Raw genomic sequence first — 20116 nt, forward strand, 5'->3', positions numbered from 1 at the left:
TCTCCAAAACCAGAGGTTGTAGGTTCAATTCCTATCGCTCCTGCATTAATGTTGTGGTAGAAATGTTAAAAGGTTTAAGTGTCTTTTTGTGTGATATCAAGCAGGAAATACGAAAAATTGCCTGGGTGAAGAAGCAAGAAGTGTTGTCGTCTTTATTTGTTGTAGCAGTTGTTATATTATGCTTTTCAGTTTTCTTTCATTTGGTAGATTTTACGTCTCTTTACGCAATTAAAGCTTTATTTGGAACTGTTTATGGAATATAAGTGGTACATTATTAAAGTTGATTACGGGCATGAGAGGCACGTACGTGAGTTGATGAACTACACTGCTTATTTCAAGGAGGTATTTATTCCTTATCAAACGGCAGGTAATTCAAAATCTGACGTAAGGGAGTTGTGTGAAGTGTATGTGTATATGCATCTATGTGATGAGAGCAAGGATATTCTGAATCAAACACCTGGGTTCTGCGGTGATGAGCCTGGTAATTTTGAAGTAGTTTCAGATGATGAAATGAGTTTAAAGCGTAGAGAATTCGACAAATACAAGTGGTATATTTTGAGAGTTGCTTCCAATTATGAAGAAAAAGTGTGTCAACACGTGTTAGAAAATTCTATGAGATTAGGAGTTAGCGATTATTTTAAGGAAGTTTTTATCCCATATGAAGAGCCAAGTGAGGCAGAATTAAGGTCTAAAAAAACTGTTACACGAAGGAAATGCTTTCCTGGTTATGTTTTTTTATATGTAAATTTATGCGATGAAGTGTTAAACTTTGTTAATAATATACCAAAGTCTCTTAAAGTTTATGGGTTCTTAAAAGATGGTAATGTTCCCAAGGTAATTTTGGATGATGAGATTCGCTCAATGTGTAATGCACTTTATAATGCTCAAGAGACGAAAAAATTAAGTCATGGTTATGAAAAGGGAGAAAAGGTGAAAATTAACGATGGTCTTTTTCAAAATTTTACTGGTAAAGTAGATATGATTAACGATGAGAAAAAAATTATTAATGTAGAAGTGTCAATTCTAGGTAAGCCAACAATAATAGAGTTAGATTTAGCTCAAGTAGAGAAAATAGAGGATTAATTATGAGTGTCGTGGTTGCTAAGATTAACTTATTAATGGAAGCGGGAAAGGCAGTACCCGGGCCAAAAATTGCTTCGGTGCTTGGTCCGCGTGGTATACCCGTTCCTAAGTTCTGCGAAGCTTTTAATAAAGCAACTAGCACGGCTAACGCTAACTATAAGGTAGGTGATTTGGTAACAGTACGAATCTCTATAAAGGATGATCGCTCTCACGATTTTACTGTCAGTGGTCCGCCTGTTGCTTATTTGCTTAAGCAGGAAGCTAAATTGACCAAAAGCTCCAATAATCCGGGTAAAGAATTGGTGGCAAAATTGCCTATGTCTGTTATAATTAAGGTAGCAAGATGTAAAATGGTTGACATGAAAGTGGATAATGAGGATTCAGCAGTGAAAATGGTTATAGGCACTGCCAAATCTATGGGTATAGAAGTTATAGAAGGTTAGACGCATGAATACATATCACGGTAATCCCAAGCAATGTTTAGAAAAGATTATTGAGTCTGCTTCAGCACAGTTTGACGAGTCAATTGATGTTGCAGTTAATTTAGGTGTGGATTCACGTAAATCTGAAGAACAGGTGCGCGGTACAGTGGTTTTGCCTAAGGGTATTGGAAAAGATATTAAAGTAGCTGTTTTTGCCCAAGATAAGCATTTATCAGAAGCTGAGAAAGCTGGTGCTGATATTGTAGGAGGGGAGGATTTAGTTGAAGAAATAAAAAAGGGTAGAAAGTTAGATGTTGATTGGTGTGTTACCACTCCCGATTTTATAGCAAAAATTACTCCTATTGCAAAAGTATTAGGTGCCAAGGGGTTAATGCCTAATCCTAAATTTGGTACCGTAACTTCTAAAGTTGCAGAAGCTGTTAAAACCATTAGGTCTGGTCAAATAAAATTTAGGACAGACAAAAATGGTATTATCCATGGTAAATTAGGAAACGTCAAGTTCGGTGTTGATGATTTGCTAGAAAATTTGAAAGCCTTTCTTAAAATCATTAAAAATAGTAAACCTGTTTCTGTTAAAGGAGTGTACTTTAAGAGTGTCTTTTTAAATTCAACTATGGGCAAAGCTTATAAAATAAACAAAGTGGAAGATATAATTTAAGGGAGTAATACTGTGAAGCGTGAAAGTAAGGATGATTTTATAAAGAACATAATGAATGTGTTTGTAAATAATGATTTCTTAATACTGGTAAATTTTAAATCTATAAATGCCAGTGACTCATTAGCCCTCAGGAATGGCCTAAAAGCTGTAGCAGGCGGGATGCTAGTAGTTAAAAATACTCTAGCACGTTTAGCTTTAGAAAGAACTGATAGATTTCCCTATTTATCAGATAGGTTTTCTGGTCCTGTTGCTATCATATACTCTAGTGGTATAATAGAAGCTGCAAAGCTGATAGTTGATTTCGTTGATGCTAATAAAAAAAAGATGTCTGTGATTTGCGCAGCTCACTTAAATCAATTGCTTACAGTAGAGGATGTTAATAAACTAGCTAAGTTGCCTTCTCTGGATGAGTTGCGTGTTAAAATTATGCGTTTAATATCTTATAATATTCCTGCTCGGTTGGCGTTATCTATTAACTCACCTTCCATGAGGCTTATAAGAGTGTTAAATTATTATAGTTCTAAAAAATAAATTTGTTGTTAAGTAAGGTAGTGGTATGAGTAATGTAACAAACGATTTGGTTGATAAAATATTATCTTTGAATCTATTAGAGGCTTCTGAACTTGTAAAAGTTCTAGAAGAGAAGATAGGATTACCCGCTGGTTCTTTTGTTGGCGGGGTTGTTGGTGCTAGTGCACCTACTAGTGATAATGCTGCTAGTTCTGCTTCTCAAGAAAAAACTGAGTGTAAAGTTGTAATTAAAGAAATTGATGCAAGCAAAAAAATGGAAATCATTAGAATGGTTAGAAAGGTTAATTCTACATTAGGCTTAAAAGAAGCAAAAGAGTTAGTTGAATCCTTGCCTAAGGATTTGACTGCTAATATTCCTAGAGATGAAGCAGAGAAAATAAAGCAACAACTCATTGAAGCAGGAGCAACTCAAGTGGAACTTGAATAAGATGCTTATATTTAATATATTAATTTTATATTGATGCAGCACTTTTAGTTAGTTTGGGGTGTTTTAATGGTTGATTCTTCTTATATGTGTGTTTCTGATGCTTTTGTTCCTAGGGTTTCTTATTCCAGGTCAATTGATTTAAAAGATTCTTTATTAGACTTAGTTAAAGTTCAAAAAGAGTCATACAAGTCATTTACTCCTGGAAGTCATGATAATGAAAGACTTGAATCTATTTTTCATTCAGTCTTTCCAGTAGATGATCCTTTGCACAGGGCTACTATTGAGTTCATAAGCTGCAGAATAGATGATCCTAAGTATGATGAGTCTGAATGTATAAAGCGCGGTATAACTTTTTCTGCTCGAGTTATTGCTTCTATACGTCTTGTTGTTCTACAAGATGGTATTTCTCTTGATGAATATAGATCGATTAAAGAGAGTGGGGATCGTTCCAAGCTTGCAACTATTGTAAAATTTATAGAAGAGCAGGAAGTCCACTTTTGTGAGTTGCCGATGATGACTGATAAAGGCACTTTCATCATTAATGGGGTGGAAAAAGTTATCGTTTCACAGATGCATAGGTCTCCTGGTGTATTTTTTGATAGCGATAAGGGAAAAACTTATAACTCCGGTAAATTAATTTATTCTGCTAGAATTATTCCTTATAGAGGTTCTTGGCTTGATATTGAGTTTGATGTTAAAGACCATTTGTATTTTCGTATTGATAGGAAAAGAAAATTACCAATCTCAGTTTTATTAAAAGCGTTGGGCCTGTCAAATAATGATATACTCGATAAATTTTATGAAAAGATAAAGTATGTAAAATACAAAAATGGCTGGAAAGTACCTTTTATTCCTGACAAATTTAAGGGAGTTAGGTTACCTTTTGACTTAATGGACGTTGAAGGTAATGTGTTACTTAAGGCTAATGTTCGTGTTACCTCAAGGCTAGCTAAAAAGCTACATTATGATGGATTAAAAGAGTATCTAGTGCCTTTCGATTCTATATGTGGTTTATTTCTTGCAGAAGACTTAGTAGATAGTGTTAGCTCTACGAAAATTTTATCTGCTGGTGAGTCTATAAAAGTGGAAGATGTAAAAAAGCTTGAATTACTATCTGTGGGTGAAATATCAGTCTTAAACATTGATAATCTATATGTTGGGCCTTATATATTAAATACACTTTTTCTAGATGAAAACATGTCTTATCAGGATGCGCTGTATGAAATATATAGAGTTTTGCGTCCTGGTGAAGTTCCCGTTTTGGAAATAGTAGAAGAGTTTTTTCATAATCTTTTCTTCAACCCTGAGTATTACGACCTGTCTAATATTGGTAGGTTGAAACTGAATTCTTATCTTGGGTTAAGTTGTGACGAGGATTTAACCGTCTTAACACATGAAGATATTGTTGAAATTGTAAGAAAAATAGTATTGTTACGTGACGGTCAAGGATCTGTGGATGACATTGATCACTTGGGAAATAGAAGAGTAAGATCAGTTGGAGAATTTATAGAGAATCAGTTTAGGGCTGGGTTACTAAAATTGGAACGTGTAATAATTGACTCTATGTCTACTTCTAGTTTAGACAAAGTTTCTCCATCTGATTTTATTAATCCAAAAGTATTAACTAATGTCTTAAGAGATTTCTTTAATTCTTCTCAATTATCCCAGTTTATGGATCAGACTAATCCATTATCTGAAATAACGCATAAAAGAAGGTTATCAGCATTAGGTCCTGGCGGTTTAACGAGAGACCGTGCAGGATTTGAAGTGCGTGATGTTCATCCAACTCATTATGGAAGAATTTGCCCCATTGAAACCCCTGAAGGGCAAAATATAGGGCTAATCAACAGTTTGGCTATATATGCACGTGTTAATAAATATGGTTTTATTGAAAGCCCTTACAGGAAAGTAGTAAATAGGGTTGTCACTGATCAAATTGAGTATCTATCTGCAATAGATGAAGGTTCGTATTATATAGCTGATACCAGTGCAAGGCTCGATGAAAATAACCGTTTTGTTGATGATATGCTATACTGTAGGTATGCTGGTAGTTTTGCCATGGTAAGTAGCGATCAAGTGAGTTACATTGACGTATCTCCTAAACAGGTAATATCAGTTGCAGCTTCCTTGATTCCATTTTTAGAAAATGACGATGCCAACAGAGCATTAATGGGTTCAAATATGCAACGCCAAGCTGTACCTTTATTGAAGCCTACTGCTCCTTTGGTTGCAACTGGTATGGAATCTTTTGTTGCTTCTGGTTCTGGTGCTGTAGTTTTGGCAAAACGTGATGGCATAGTCGATAGCTCTGATAGTAATTCCATAGTTATACGCGCCTTTGATGAAAAAAGGGTTAACTACCTGGGTGTAGATATTTATCATTTAAAGAAATTTCAGCGTTCCAATCATAATACTTGCATTAATCAAAGGCCACTAGTACGTGTTGGTGATTATGTTAAAGAGGGTGATGTAATAGCTGATGGTCCTGCAATTAATAGTGGTGAGCTAGCACTTGGTAAAAATTTGCTGGTCGCTTTTATGTCTTGGCAAGGTTATAATTTTGAAGACTCTATTATTATTTCCAGTGAAGTTGTTAAAAAGGATCTATTTACTTCTATCCATATAGAAGAATTTGAATGTGTTGTACATGATACTCCTTTAGGATCAGAGAAAATAACTCGTGCTATACCTGGTGTTAATGAAGAAAATCTATACCACTTGGATGATAGTGGTATAGTAAAAATTGGTACAAGAGTGGGTCCAGGCTATATTTTAGTAGGTAAAGTTACACCTAAACCTTCTCTTTCATTACCTCCTGAAACAAAATTGTTGATGACGATTTTTGGTGAAAAGTCATTCGATTGTGCAGATTCCTCTTTGTACACATCTCCAGATGTTGAAGGAACAGTAATTGATGTAAGGGTCTTTACACGTAGGGGAGTTGAAGAGAACGAAAGGGCATTGCTTATTAAGCAAAAAGAAATGGATGATCTAGAGAAAGAGCGGGACTATGTAATCGATGTAGCTAGTGAGTATTTCTATGATGAACTAGAAAAACTTCTCGTGCATTCTGGCTCTCAAGATCAAGAAAAACTTAACGCTATTGAACGTGAACAATGGTGGAGTATAGGGTTAAAAAACAAGTCTATTTCTGAACAAGTTAAGAGCTTAAAAAAAGACTTTGATGAAAAAGTATCAAATGCAATAACACAGTTTAAACAAAAAGTAGAAAAATTAGATGAGGGTTATGACTTACCTCAGGGTGTGTCAATGTCAGTAAAAGTTTTCATTGCTGTGAAGCACAGTTTGCAGCCAGGAGATAAAATGGCCGGTAGACATGGAAACAAAGGGGTGATTTCTCGAGTTGTACCAGTGGAGGATATGCCTTATTTAGAAGATGGTACTCCTGTTGATATTATTCTTAATCCTCTAGGTGTGCCATCAAGAATGAATGTGGGACAAATATTAGAAACTCATGTAGGTTGGGCTTGCAAAAAATTGGGAGAAAAAGTAGGTGAAATTCTTGATGAAGTCAACAAAACTAAAAGTACTTTCTGTAAGAAAATTAGGTCTCTTGACAATGATAACCCTGCAAAATTTGCAGCAGCATACCTTGATAACAGAAAAATTGAAGAAGTTAGCGATGAAGAAATAGCGGCCTCTATTTTTAATATATCTAATAAAAATGCACTAAATGACGAGCTAAGCACATTAGTGGAAAATTATTTAAACTCTTGTAAAAGCGCACACGACAACTTACGTAACTTCCTTATTGAGGTATATAGTTGTGGCAGTGATGTATCTATCTGTAATGGTATTCGTGAGATTGACGATAGTAGCTTGATCGAGTTTGCAAATAAATTACGTGATGGTGTTCCTGTTGCTGCGCCTGTATTTGAAGGTCCAAAAGATGAAAAAATAACAAAATTATTTGAACTCGCTGGTTTGGATAACTCTGGGCAAACTATATTGTATGATGGTTGCACTGGTGAAAAATTCGATCGTAAGGTTACGGTTGGTTATATGTACATGCTTAAGTTGCACCACCTAGTTGATGATAAAATTCACGCACGTTCAGTAGGGCCTTATAGCTTGGTTACTCAGCAACCTCTTGGAGGAAAATCCCATTTTGGTGGTCAGCGTTTTGGTGAAATGGAATGTTGGGCATTGCAAGCCTATGGTGCTGCCTATACTTTACAGGAAATGTTAACCGTGAAGTCTGATGACATTAATGGTAGGATTAAGATTTATGAATCAATAATAAAAGGTGACAGTAATTTTGAGTGTGGGACCCCTGAATCTTTTAATGTGATGATAAAAGAATTACGCTCTTTATGTCTAAATGTAGCTTTAAAGCAAAATGAGGTAGTTATTGAAGACATATCTCATACTAATATTGCACAGTCTTTTGATAAGATTAGTATATCCATTGCTAGTCCTGAAAGTATTAAATCTATGTCCTATGGTGAGATAAAAGACGTCTCAACTGCAAACTATCGTACATTTAAAGTTGAAAAAGGTGGATTGTTCTGTCCTAAGGTTTTCGGTCCTGTCAATGACGACGAATGTTTATGTGGAAAATACAAAAAAAGAAGGCATAGAGGTCGTATATGTGAAAAGTGCGGGGTAGAGGTTACATCTTCTAAAGTAAGAAGAGAAAGAATGGGCCATATAGAGCTTGCATCTCCTGTTGCTCATATATGGTTTTTGAAATCGCTTCCTTCGAGGATTGGAGCATTACTAGACATGTCTCTAAGAGATATTGAGAACATTTTATATAGCGATAATTACATTGTAATAGATCCTCTTGTTTCTCCTTTTGAAAAAGGTGAGATTATTAGTGAAAAAGCCTACAATGAAGCTAAAGATAGTTATGGAACTGATAGTTTTGTGGCTATGCAAGGTGTTGAAGCTATAAGAGAGTTGCTAACTCGTCTTGATTTACACGAAATTAGAAAGAATCTAAGATTGGAGTTAGAATCTGTTACTTCCGAAATAAGAAGAAAGAAAATTATAAAGAGATTACGTATTATTGAAAACTTTATCAAATCAGGAAACAGACCTGAGTGGATGATACTTACGACTATACCTATTTTGCCACCTGATTTGCGTCCTTTAGTGTCGCTTGAAAGTGGTCGTCCTGCAGTTTCTGATCTGAATCATCATTATAGGACTATTATTAATAGAAATAACAGGTTGAGAAAGCTATTAAGTTTAAATCCTCCTGAAATTATGATTCGTAACGAAAAGAGAATGTTACAAGAAGCAGTTGATTCTCTTTTTGACAACAGCCGTCGTAATACTCTGGCGAGTAAAGCTGGTGCTGTTGGATATAAAAAATCTATTAGCGATATGTTAAAAGGAAAACAAGGTCGTTTCCGTCAGAATCTGTTAGGAAAAAGAGTGGACTATTCTGGACGTTCTGTAATAGTTGTTGGTCCAACTTTAAAGTTAAATCAGTGTGGATTGCCAAAGAGAATGGCTCTCGAATTATTCAAGCCTTTTGTCTACTCAAAACTCAAGATGTATGGTATGGCTCCAACTATTAAGTTTGCTAGTAAGCTAATAAGAGCAGAGAAGCCAGAAGTTTGGGACATGCTTGAGGAGGTAATAAAAGAACACCCTGTGTTGTTAAATAGAGCACCTACTCTACATAGGCTTGGTATACAGGCTTTTGAACCAATCCTTATTGAAGGCAAAGCAATACAACTGCATCCGCTTGTCTGTACAGCGTTTAATGCTGACTTTGACGGTGATCAAATGGCAGTGCACGTGCCGATTTCATTAGAAGCTCAGCTTGAAGCTAGAGTATTGATGATGTCAACTAATAATGTTTTAAGCCCTTCTAATGGCAGACCAATTATAGTTCCTAGTAAAGATATAATACTTGGTATACACTACTTAACTTTGCAAGAACAAACCGACGAGGAAGATGATGACATACCATTCTCGAGTACTTTTGGTGAAATTGAACACTCTCTGAGTAACGGTACTTTGCATATTCATTCTAGTATAAAGCATAGGATGGAATATACGAATAGTGACGGCGAAATTTGCTATAAAACTGTTCGTACAACTCCTGGTCGCCTAATATTATGGCAGATCTTTCCTAAACATGAGAATTTGAGCTTTGATCTTGTAAATCAGGTCTTAACAGTTAAGGAAGTAACCAATATAGTTGATTTAGTATATCGTCACTGCGGTCAAAGCGCTACAGTAGAATTTTCTGATAAACTAATGGTACTTGGCTTTGAGTATGCTACATTTTCTGGTACTTCTTTTAGTCGTTGTGATCTGGTTATACCTAAAACTAAAGCCACACATGTTGATCATGCTAGGAATGAAATTAAAAAGTTTTCTATACAATATCAAGACGGGTTAATCACCAGAAGTGAAAGGTATAACAAGGTTATAGATGAATGGTCTAAGTGTACGGATATGATAGCCAATGATATGTTAAAGGCAATATCTATATACGATAGAAATAGTAAATACAATTCAGTATATATGATGGTTAACTCTGGTGCAAGGGGTTCTACTTCACAGATGAAACAGCTAGCTGGAATGCGAGGACTTATGACTAAGCCTTCTGGTGAGATTATAGAAACACCTATAATCTCTAACTTCCGTGAAGGGTTAAACGTATTTGAGTACTTCAATTCTACTCATGGTGCACGTAAGGGTCTTGCTGATACTGCGCTTAAAACTGCAAACTCTGGGTACTTAACTCGTCGCTTGGTTGATGTGTCTCAAAACTGCATAGTTACAAAACATGACTGTAAAACCAAAAATGGTCTCGTTGTAAGAGCCACGGTTGAAGGAGGTACCATAGTTGCATCTTTAGAGAGCGTTGTGCTGGGCAGAACAGCTGCAAATGATATATATAATCCAGTGACAAAAGAATTATTAGTGAAAGCAGGAGAATTGATTGATGAAAGTAAGGTAAAGCAAATTAACATTGCAGGTCTTGACGCTGTGAAAATTAGGTCACCTTTAACCTGTGAACTAGGCCCAGGTGTATGTGCTCTGTGTTATGGAAGAGACCTTGCAACTGGTAGAATTGTTTCGATAGGTGAGGCAGTTGGTGTGATAGCCGCTCAATCCGTTGGAGAGCCAGGTACTCAGTTAACGATGCGTACTTTCCACATAGGTGGAGTAATGACTAGGGGCGTTGAATCTTCAAATATTATAGCTTCTATTAATGCTAAAATAAAATTGAACAACAGTAATATAATTATAGACAAAAATGGAGATAAAATTGTAATAAGTCGTTCTTGTGAAGTTATATTAATTGATAGTCTCGGTAGTGAAAAATTGAGACATAGTGTACCTTATGGTGCCAAGCTTTATGTGGATGAAGGTCAGTCAGTAAAAATTGGTGACAGAGTTGCAGAATGGGATCCTTATACATTACCTATTATCACGGAAAAGACTGGTACAGTATCTTATCGCAACTTAAAAGATGGAGTGTCAATCACTGAGGTTATGGATGAATCTACCGGAATATCAAGTAAAGTAGTAAAGGATTGGAAATTGCATTCTGGTGGAGCTAATTTGCGTCCTCGTATAGTGTTGCTTGACGATAACGGTGAAGTAATGACACTCGCAAGTGGCGTTGAAGCATGCTATTTTATACCAATTGGTGCAGTACTAAATGTACAAGATGGCCAGAAGGTTCATGCAGGTGACATTATTACAAGAACGCCAAGAGAATCAGTCAAAACCCGTGATATTACTGGTGGCTTACCGAGAGTCATAGAATTGTTTGAAGCACGTCGTCCTAGAGAGCATGCAATTGTTAGTGAAATAGATGGTTATGTAGCATTTTCTGAGAAAGATCGGAGAGGAAAGCGCAGTATATTAATTAAACCTGTAGATGAGCAGATTTCTCCAGTTGAATATCTGGTATCAAGAAGCAAGTACGTAATAGTCAATGAGGGTGATTTTGTACGTAAAGGTGATCTATTGATGGATGGTGATCCTGACCTTCATGATATTTTACGTGTACTTGGACTCGAAGCTCTAGCACACTATATGATTTCTGAAATACAGCAAGTCTATAGATTGCAGGGTGTTCGTATAGACAACAAACACTTAGAAGTAATATTAAAACAAATGTTGCAAAAAGTAGAAATTACCGATCCTGGCGATACTATGTACTTAGTTGGCGAAAGCATTGATAAACTGGAAGTTGATAGGGAAAATAATGCTATGAACAATTCTGGCAAGCGACCTGCTAGTTATCTTCCTATCTTGCAGGGAATTACGAGAGCTAGCCTTGAAACTAATTCCTTTATTTCTGCTGCCTCCTTCCAAGAGACAACGAAAGTGCTGACAGAAGCAGCATTCTGTGGAAAGGAAGATTCTTTGAGCGGGCTAAAAGAAAATGTCATAGTAGGAAGATTAATTCCTGCTGGTACAGGTTTGATTATGAGCAAGGTTAGAGCACTTTCACTTTGTAATAATATAGATAAATATGAAAAATATTTTGATATTGAAACTTATGACGAAAAGCTGTTAGAAAATAATAGTTGTCATTCACATTTTGATGAGAAAGAAAGTGTAGTAGCAACAAATTATGATCAGCCAAATTGAATGAGCTAGCGAAGAGTGGCGTTTATACCATCTATGTACCTGTCCGGTGCAAGATGGGTATACGCTTAAGAGAGTTTGCTAATTGAGGCCCTTAAGTTAACGCCATTGGCTGTTCAGCTAAGTATATAATATTTTTAACTTTTTAGCACTACAATCCATACTCTCCCCACTTCTCTGTAACTTTTTTTACTATTTCTTCGCTCATTTCAATTTTTTTCCCCCACTCTCGTTTGGTTTCAGGCGGGATTTTATTTGTTGCATCAAATCCCATTTTACCTCCAAGTCCACTTTCAGGAGAGGCAAAATCTAAATAATCAATTGGTGCATTTTCTATCATGATTGTATCACGCATAGGGTCCATTCTCGTTGATATTGCCCACATCACTTCCTTCCAATCACGTATATTTATATCATCATCAACAACTATAATAAATTTCGTGTATAAAAACTGCTTGAGAAAAGAGAGTATGCCCATAACAACTCTTTTCGCATGTCCGGGATAAGATTTTTTGATCGACACTACTGCTATTCTATAGGAACAACCCTCTGGTGGCAGATAAAAGTCTACTATCTCTGGAAATTGGTTGATAAGAATCGGCACAAAGATTTCGTTGAGTGCTTCACCAAGAATCGATGGTTCATCTGGTGGCTTGCCAGTGAAAGTGCTAAGATATATTGGGTTTTTACGCATTGTGATTGCAGTAATGTTAAGTTCTGGAAATTGTTCAACAGAATTATAGTAACCAGTGTGGTCTCCGTATGGCCCTTCATCTTGATATCTATACAAACTCACATAGCCTTCCAAAACGATCTCTGCATGAGCTGGCACTTGAAGTGGTATAGTTTTACAATTTACAAGTTCAAGCGGCTTCTTGCGCAGCAGTCCAGCAAATTGGTATTCTGACAATGTTTCTGGCACTGGAGTTACTGCAGCGATAAGTGTTGCAGGATCGCTACCGATTACAGCAGCAGCAGGAAACTTCATACTTTGCCCCTTTTCCTTCCACCGTTTATGCTGACCTGCCCCTCCACGATGTGCAAGCCAACGCATTAGAGTCGTTTTTTTATCCACGACTTGCATACGATATATTCCAAGATTGAAGTTATCTTGCTTGTCCTTCGTGGGTCCTTTTGTTACCACAATCGGCCAGGTGATAAGCGGTGCAGGTTCATTTGGCCAACACGTTTGAATAGGCAGTAAACTGAGGTCTACTTTATCCCCAGTTAGCACCACTTCTTGACATGGAGCTTTGCTCACGACTTTACTGCGCATCGACAACACAACTTTCAACAGAGGAAACATCTTCATAGCATCCTTGAAGTTTTTTGGAGGTTCAGGGGACTGTAAAAATGCTAGAAGTTTACCAAGATCTCTTAGTTCATCAGGGTTTATACCCAGTCCTAAAGCTATCCTATCAATAGTGCCAAATAAATTCACTAGAACTGGAATCAAATTTTTGCCGTTCTCTGTGACGACATTTTCAAAAATGATTGCTGGTCCTTTGCTTGACAGAACTCTACGGTGAATTTCTGTCATTTCGAGAACTGTTGAAACTTCCTTTTTAACCCTAATTAGATCCTTTTTTTCTTCTAAAGCAGAGATGAAGTTGCGTAAGTTGTTATACATAACTCAAAACAAATCTTCTAATGTAATCACATGATGTATCGTATCTTTTAGATGTTGGTTTTCAGAAACTCCATTTGCAGCAATCAATACCCAGAATATCTGCTTCTTTGATTTCATTTTTTCTCTATAAACTGTTTCTTTTTTCTTTAATTGTTCAACAAATTCCTTCGTTACTGTATAAGGTTTATCACTATACTTTATTTCACAAAGCATTGCACACCCATCTTCTCGATCGAAAACTAAGTCAATCTGAGCACCAGATTCTTTACTGTTCTTCTCTGGGTGATATTGCCAATCTCCACATATGACTGCTATATGCTCTATATTTAATTTTCTTCTAATTTTATTGGCATGTTTAAAACACACTGCTTCAAATGTTTGTCCTGTCCATGTTTGCCAAGCTGGTTTCTTTATTGCTAACTCCCAATAGTGGGCATCGCTTATTATTACCCTTTTTGTTACTTCTCTAAACGGTTCAATCCATGTTAGATAGAATAATATATATTCGTCAATTATTCTGTAATATACTCCTCTTTTTGCTTTACTCAGTGGTAAAAAATCACCAATAAATCCAGCTTCTTCTAAGCTCCTTAATTTAGTAGTTAAGCGACCACCCTCAGCGATTTTAGTTACTTTTATAAGTTCTTTCCTACTGATCCCTTTTGGCTTTTTTGCAATTGCGCGAATAATGCTGAGATACGTTTCTGGCTCTTCATACAGAGAATGGAATAGCATATCAAATTCATCAAATAATAAACCATCCTCCTGGAAACAGATCACATTAATATTTTGTGCTGCCGATAATCCTTTACTTACTTCCTTAAGGTAATGCGGTATTCTTCCCATAGCCATATAGAGCTGCAATATTTGCTGGTGATTAAGGTTGACTCCTAAATATCTTAGATATTCTTTAGTTTCACGTAAGTTAAAAGGCTGCAAAGGTATTCTCGCAGTAATACGATTATGCAATCCCCCTTTACTATAAATTAAATTTTCCAACATCCAAGAAGCTGCTGAACCACACACAACCAAAATAAGTTTCTTGCGGTATGTCCAGCGTGTGTTCCAAAAATATTCTAATGCTTTCAGAAAACCAGATTTTCTTGCCGCGAGCCATGGCAGTTCATCAAAAAATAAGACAATTCGTTCTTATGTGTGTTATCAATAGCAAGTGTTAACTGCTGTAATGCATCCATCCAATTTTTAGGCAAAGCCATTCTTGCACCTTTGTAAAAAGTATTTGATAATGATTGTGTAAAAATTGCAAGCTGCTCCTGCAAAGTACCATTATTAAGACCAGTCTGTTCAAATAAAATATCGGCATGTTTGCTGAAAAATTGTTTTATTAGGTACGTCTTGCCCACACGACGCCGACCATAAACAGCAATAAATTCAGCTGATTGGGAAAGAAGCTTACTTTCTAGAATGGCTGTTTCCTTTTCTCTACCAATTATTGGTTCGCTCATATAATTTACCGCCGCGTTTGCTAGCATTATACACGGCGGTTATAAGATGATCAACTTTTTTACCGCCGCGTTTACGGTTGCTATACGTGGCGGTAAAGGATAGAGTATCTTATAATTAGCTGTCCTGGCGTGCTTTGGCTACTTGCATTATAAAATCTTCTGATGAGTTTTGTGCCTGAGTTTCTTTGCGTAAAGTTTGCACTTGCGGCAAAGTTGGCTATACTTAACATTAGATGCTTTCTTTAATATACATTTACTTGTATACTAAAAATTTTATATTGCAGGTCCATGAGCGTATGTCTAGAATATCGTTTTTATTAATTTTAATAATAGTAATAGCAAGTTTGCCAATAATAAATAATTGGCTCTCAAATCGCAGCCAAGTGCTAAACGATAAGTATATAGGCGAGAGATTAGATAACTATATAAGTAGAAATTTTGATAAGATTATAAAAACGCTCCGGGAAGAATCAATTAAAAGTAGTTACGCTGCTCGGGATAACGCGGCTAGAGGTAAAATCTTACAGTATAAAAATGAAATATTTGACCCCACTTATCCTTACTCAGGAAATGAAAATAGCAATGTTATAGCTGTAGGGTTTTTTGACTATTCTTGTGGCTATTGCAAAGCCATAAAGGACGATGTAAAACAGTTGATCAATGACGGCAAAGTTAAGTACATTTTTAGGGACACTCCAATACTTGGTAACGATTCTTTAAAGGCAGCAAAAAGTGCTTTAGCTGTCTATTTTATTGATAAAGGAAAATATTTTGATTTTCACTATGCTGCCTTAGACCACAGAGGAGAATTTTCAGACGAAAATATATTGGGTATATTGAAAAGCATAGGAATCAATGAGAACGACTTCAATGATTCTATGAAAAACAATGCAGACAAAATTGAACAGATGATAAACAACAGCAGACTTTTAGTAAGGAATCTAGGAGTAGGCGGTACACCTTTTTTAATAATTAGGGATAGTCTGTTTGTAGGAGCAACTGACTTGGATGTGTTACGTGAGAAAGTAGATGAATTAAGCCATAAACAAAGCTAGTTTCAGTTTGTCATAAAATTTTATTTTTTTGCTTGACAGTACAAGTGAACTTAAGTATAGTAACTATAGGTGTGGTAAATATAGCAGCAGTTTAAAATGTTATCTTAGCGGTATAAAGTTTCAACCGCTTTCATGATATCGTTTACTATGTGAAACACTTCCCAAACCTTCTTCAGCCACATTATTTCAATCTTATTTTTCAGGAGGACATATGTCATTTACAGAGATGAGATTTCCAGAAAATATATCCTGCGGTTCCACTGGAGGACCGGAATTTTCCACTGATGTCGTAACAATCCATGATGGTTGTGAACAGCGCAATATCAACTGGTCTCATGCTCGTGCTAGGTACAACATAGCTTATGGGGTCAGATCAAATGAGCAGCTAACAGAACTCATAACATTTTTTAATGCACGAAAAGGTAGGGCAATAGGATTTCGTTTTAAAGATTGGTCAGACTTTACAGCCACCAATCAAGAGATTGGAATAGGGGACAACAAAAAAACGACTTTTCAACTGATCAAAACCTATGTTAGCGGAAAAGACAAGCATATACGAATGATTAAAAAGCCAGTACACGACACAATAAAAAATTACCTAGATGGTGTAGAGGCAGAAAAATATTCAGTGAATTACTCAACTGGAGAAATTATGTTTACCAGACCATCAGCAAAAGGTGCAGTAATCACTGCAAGTTTTGAATTTGATGTGCCCGTGCGTTTTGATACAGATTACCTGAGCGCTTCTATTGATAACTACGGTAGCAGCAGTTGGAGCAACATTCCACTAGTGGAGGTGAAGCTTAGTTAACCTGCCTCAAAATTTCCTCTTGCTGCTGGGTGTGAACACTAGCATATCCACATGCAGGAGACGCAGCAGCAGGCCTTGCAATGCATTTAGGTCTTTTTGCTTGAATATTGAGATTGGATAACACTTCTTCTATCAATGGGTTGACAAAAAACCATCCTCCCATATTTTTTGGTTCTTCTTGACACCATACAATCTCAGCGTTTTTGTACTTCTCAAGTTCATTACTTAATTTATCTGCAGGAAATGGATAGAACTGCTCCAAACGTATTACTGCTATATCGTTTATTTTTTGTCTTTCACGTGCTTCAATTATATCGTAATAAACTTTACCACTGCATATTATGGCTTTGCGTATTTTGTCATCTGAAACTAAGCCTGTTCTATATTCTGGAATTACCGTGAGAAATTTTCCTTCAAAGTCAGACAAGTTAGAAACTGCTCTTTTGTGACGCAGTAGTGATTTAGGTGTAAACACCACCAAAGGTTTACGAAAGTCCCGATGAATTTGCCGGCGCAAGACATGAAAGTAATTTGCTGGAGTAGAACAATTAACTACTTGCATATTATCTTCTGCGCAGAGTTGCAAAAATCTCTCTATACGCGCGGAGCTATGCTCAGGTCCTTGTCCTTCATAACCATGAGGCAGCAATAAAACTAGACCGCTCGATCGCAACCACTTTGTTTCTGCCGATGCAATAAATTGATCGATTATAATTTGCGCGCCATTTGCAAAATCACCAAATTGCCCTTCCCAGAGCACCAGTGAATACGGAGAGTCAAGACTATACCCATATTCAAAGCCCATTACAGCATACTCAGATAGAGCGCTGTCTATGACCTCAAAGTGAGCTTGCTTCTCATTTATATTACTCAGTGGAATAAACGCTTCTTCCGTCACTTGATCAACAAGCCTTGAATGACGGTGCGAGAAAGTCCCACGGCCAGAATCTTGTCCTGATAAACGTACCCCTATTCCTTCTGTAAGCAGCGATGCAAACGCAAGACTTTCAGCCGTTGCCCAATCTATATCATGACCGGAATTTATACTATCTATTCTTCCATCAAGTATTTTTCTAACCTTATTGTTGATATTAAAACTGCTTGGGATATTACTGTTTATGTGTACACCCAGTTTTTTCAGCTCATCTAGCGAAACACCAGAATCCGTATAGTACTCACTCAAATCGTTCAACTTTGCTCTTCTCAGCTTTGACCACACACCACCGAACCAGTCAGCTTTTTTTGGAGTGTAAGCCGCTGATTCAACAAGGCTTTTATCCAACTTTGCCCTAAATTCGCTGCGTAATTTGCTCACTTCATCACTACTTAGCACTTGCTCTGCAGTCAGCTTCTCTTCATACAGTTTCCCTGGAGTTTTATGCTTTGATATTGCCTTATACATGAGTGGCTGAGTGAAATTTGGCTCATCGCCTTCATTATGGCCATGTTTGCGGTAACATATTATGTCAATCACCACGTCCTTTTTAAATTTCTGCCTATATTCCATCGCCAAACTTGCGATAAAACTTACTGCTTCTGGATTATCCCCATTAACATGAAATACTGGAGCTTCTATAGATTTAGTTACATCAGTGCAATAAAAAGATGACCGCGCGCAGCATGGGCTCGCAGTAAAACCAATTTGGTTATTAATGACAATGTGTACAATGCCACCCACTTTATAACCCTCAATATTGCTCAAGGTCAGAGTTTCAGCAACCACCCCTTGACCGATGAAAGCTGCATCACCATGAATTGATATTCCAAGCACAGATCTCATATTCTGCTTTGCTCTTATTCTTCCAACCAAAACCGGGTTTACCGCTTCAAGGTGGGATGGATTAGGGCATAAACTCAAATGTATTTTTTTACTGCCAGTAAGTGTGCGATCAGAGGAGTAACCGAGATGATATTTAACGTCGCCAGACACCTCAAGACCACTTGGGTACGCAAGGTTGCCTTGAAATTCGGATAGCATTGCCGCATATTCTTTCCCCATAACTTTGGTCAGAACACTGAGTCGTCCGCGGTGAGCCATACCGAGAACTACCTCTTCAATACCAAAAGCTGCAGAATCACTGATGATCCTCTCAATTGCAACAATAGTTGACTCTCCACCTTCGATAGAGAAACGCTTATATCCAGGAAATTTCATATGGAGAAACTGTTCGAACATCTCAGATTCGATCAAGTGCCTAAGTATCTCTTTTTTGTCCTGAGAGCTTAGAGTATAGGTCTGGTTTTCAATTTTCTCCTGCAGCCACACTCTTTCCTCATAAGAGGAAATATGCATAAATTCAAAACCGATATTCTTGCAGTAAATATCTCTATAAATTCCAGCGTCATGCGTTGGAGAGAGGTTTGAATATTTCTGATAATCCATTTCTTTATTTACATTTGGTGATAAAGGATTAAGATTTGCAAAAAAATGACCGTAAGATCTGAAAAAATTTGCCAGATCAGAAGCTGAATTGTCCGCCTTGACTGCATGCTGCACACTGCAGGGCTTTGCCTGACTCGCCTCTAAATTGCTTGAAAAAATTCTATACCAATCCTCCCCGATTGATTTATCGCCTTGCAAGTAACGGCTATACATTTCCTCCACAAACTCTGCATTGTCACCATAAAGGTAGCTTAAACTCGGCATAATCACTATAAAAGATATCAAATGCCTATATTATACCTTAAGTTTTTTAAAAAAGAACTCCTTTAGTCTCTAATTATTAAGCTCCACCTGCCGGATTGGGTGATTTCTGACTATCAAGAAACTCCGCCCTAGCTTCGGTAAATTCAGTTGAGGGTTCTGAAAAGAGCATAATTTTTATTGCGTGGTACGCACAATGTAATGCAACAGCAGCCGTACCTACTGCAAGAGTAGAACACCAAACTTTACCTATATACGCGTTTGCAACCCCAGAAATCAAGGCAATGCTACTTACTGTAGTTAATAATGTAGCACATTCAAACCGGAATGCTTTTTTATAATTAATAGCGCCAAATAGTTTTCCAATACCACTGTCAGGATTAACAAGGTCTATTGGTTTTTTGCCACTCTTATCCTTTGAATCTGGATCAGCACCTCTTCTTAAGAGCAATTTTGCGATTTCAACACTACCAGCTTCATAATATTTGCTACATAAGTAGTGCAACGGTGTTCTATCTTGATTATCCTGCACATTAGGGTTAACATCCTTATCTAAGAGTAATTCTACAGCTTTATAACGATCAATATCGCCATGGCTATCAATAACACAGCAGAGTAACGACTTGCCTTCTTGATCTTTTATATTAGGATTAGCGCCATGTTCCAGAAGCTGTTTTGCAATATCATCACGCTTCCCCAAGAACGCTTTATGTAAGAGAAATTTGCCATGTTTATCTTGTACATTAGGATCTGCACCATTTTTCCAGAGTATCTCT

General features: G+C 36.9%; 14 protein-coding genes. 9 read left to right on the top strand and 5 right to left on the bottom strand.

Annotated features, from left to right (window positions below; all coding sequences use genetic code 11):
* The 7 genes from secE to DM84_RS00035 form a co-directional block, all read left to right on the top strand.
* On the top strand, nucleotides 1-263 hold a 263-nt coding region (secE, locus tag DM84_RS00005), incomplete at its 5' end, for a preprotein translocase subunit SecE (RefSeq protein WP_250777304.1).
* The gene (nusG, locus tag DM84_RS00010; RefSeq protein WP_349305088.1) at nucleotides 247-1083 is read left to right on the top strand and encodes a transcription termination/antitermination protein NusG; all 837 of its coding nucleotides are present in this window, start codon (nucleotides 247-249) and stop codon (nucleotides 1081-1083) included. The genes secE and nusG, both read left to right, overlap by 17 nt.
* Nucleotides 1084-1085: 2 nt before the next feature.
* Entirely contained in the window at nucleotides 1086-1526 is a 441-nt protein-coding gene (locus tag DM84_RS00015; protein WP_250777306.1) for a 50S ribosomal protein L11, read from the top strand.
* A 4-nt stretch (nucleotides 1527-1530) separates the two neighbouring features.
* Entirely contained in the window at nucleotides 1531-2184 is a 654-nt protein-coding gene (gene rplA / locus DM84_RS00020; protein ID WP_250777307.1) for a 50S ribosomal protein L1, read from the top strand.
* A gap of 12 nt (nucleotides 2185-2196) precedes the next feature.
* The gene (gene rplJ, locus DM84_RS00025; RefSeq protein ID WP_250777308.1) at nucleotides 2197-2715 is read left to right on the top strand and encodes a 50S ribosomal protein L10; all 519 of its coding nucleotides are present in this window, start codon (nucleotides 2197-2199) and stop codon (nucleotides 2713-2715) included.
* Nucleotides 2716-2740: 25 nt separating this feature from the next.
* Nucleotides 2741-3142: a 50S ribosomal protein L7/L12 gene (gene rplL / locus DM84_RS00030; RefSeq protein ID WP_250777309.1), complete on the top strand. Its 402-nt coding sequence runs from the start codon at nucleotides 2741-2743 to the stop codon at nucleotides 3140-3142.
* A gap of 66 nt (nucleotides 3143-3208) precedes the next feature.
* Complete coding sequence (locus tag DM84_RS00035; protein WP_250777310.1) at nucleotides 3209-11737, top strand: DNA-directed RNA polymerase subunit beta/beta'; 8529 nt, start codon at nucleotides 3209-3211, stop codon at nucleotides 11735-11737.
* A gap of 148 nt (nucleotides 11738-11885) precedes the next feature.
* On the opposite strand, the gene DM84_RS00040 is transcribed toward DM84_RS00035, so the two are convergent.
* The 3 genes from DM84_RS00040 to DM84_RS00050 all read right to left on the bottom strand — a co-directional run bounded on the left by DM84_RS00040 (nucleotide 11886) and on the right by DM84_RS00050 (nucleotide 14857).
* On the bottom strand, nucleotides 11886-13364 hold the full coding sequence (locus DM84_RS00040) for a UbiD family decarboxylase (protein WP_250777312.1): 1479 nt from the start codon (nucleotides 13362-13364) through the stop codon (nucleotides 11886-11888).
* Nucleotides 13365-13367: 3 nt separating this feature from the next.
* Nucleotides 13368-14366 carry an AAA family ATPase gene (locus DM84_RS00045; RefSeq protein ID WP_250777313.1) on the bottom strand — a complete coding sequence of 333 codons (999 nt, stop codon included), beginning with the start codon at nucleotides 14364-14366 and terminating at the stop codon, nucleotides 13368-13370.
* Nucleotides 14367-14449: 83 nt separating this feature from the next.
* Entirely contained in the window at nucleotides 14450-14857 is a 408-nt protein-coding gene (locus DM84_RS00050) for an ATP-binding protein (protein WP_250777314.1), read from the bottom strand.
* Nucleotides 14858-15126: 269 nt separating this feature from the next.
* Here DM84_RS00050 and DM84_RS00055 point away from each other — a divergent pair, with 269 nt between their 5' ends.
* Nucleotides 15127-15885, top strand: coding sequence for a DsbA family protein (locus DM84_RS00055; protein WP_250777315.1), 759 nt, complete (start codon nucleotides 15127-15129; stop codon nucleotides 15883-15885).
* A 211-nt stretch (nucleotides 15886-16096) separates the two neighbouring features.
* Nucleotides 16097-16696: a TIGR02217 family protein gene (locus DM84_RS00060; RefSeq protein ID WP_250777316.1), complete on the top strand. Its 600-nt coding sequence runs from the start codon at nucleotides 16097-16099 to the stop codon at nucleotides 16694-16696.
* Here the strand turns inward: DM84_RS00060 and DM84_RS00065 are convergent.
* Entirely contained in the window at nucleotides 16689-19343 is a 2655-nt protein-coding gene (locus DM84_RS00065) for a 2-oxoglutarate dehydrogenase E1 component (protein ID WP_250777317.1), read from the bottom strand. The genes DM84_RS00060 and DM84_RS00065 overlap by 8 nt on opposite strands.
* A 76-nt stretch (nucleotides 19344-19419) precedes the next feature.
* On the bottom strand, nucleotides 19420-20116 hold a 697-nt coding region (locus DM84_RS00070; protein WP_250777318.1), incomplete at its 5' end, for an ankyrin repeat domain-containing protein.

Origin of the sequence: Wolbachia pipientis (assembly GCF_023661085.1) — a bacterium.
GTDB lineage: Bacteria > Pseudomonadota > Alphaproteobacteria > Rickettsiales > Anaplasmataceae > Wolbachia.